This window comes from Kiloniella laminariae, assembly GCF_027214005.1.
Lineage (GTDB): Bacteria > Pseudomonadota > Alphaproteobacteria > Kiloniellales > Kiloniellaceae > Kiloniella > Kiloniella laminariae_A.
This window is the reverse complement of record NZ_JAPWGY010000061.1, coordinates 1-227: the sequence shown is the minus strand read 5'-3', so window position 1 is coordinate 227 and position 227 is coordinate 1. Positions and strand designations below refer to the sequence as shown.

The following is a 227-nucleotide window of genomic DNA, read 5'->3' as shown; positions in this document are numbered from 1 at the left end:
GGGAACAACACGATTGATTTGAGCAACACCACCCTGACCAATGTTGCCCGCATTGAAGGCGGTGCGGGAAATGATTCCATCACGGGTTCTGCCGGAGATGACACGATTGTCGGCGGTACCGGAAATGACAATCTGCGTGGTGGTGATGGTAATGATACCTTTCTTGTTGAAGGTAACGGACAGGGGGCCGACCGTTATAACGGCGGTGCGGGCCGGGATAAAATCCA

At 53.7% G+C, this 227-nt stretch carries 1 protein-coding gene; it reads left to right on the top strand.

Translation table 11 applies throughout. The features are described 5' to 3' along the window. A partial coding sequence (locus O4H49_RS20605; protein WP_419715248.1) for a calcium-binding protein occupies nt 1-227 on the top strand: 227 nt, incomplete at both ends.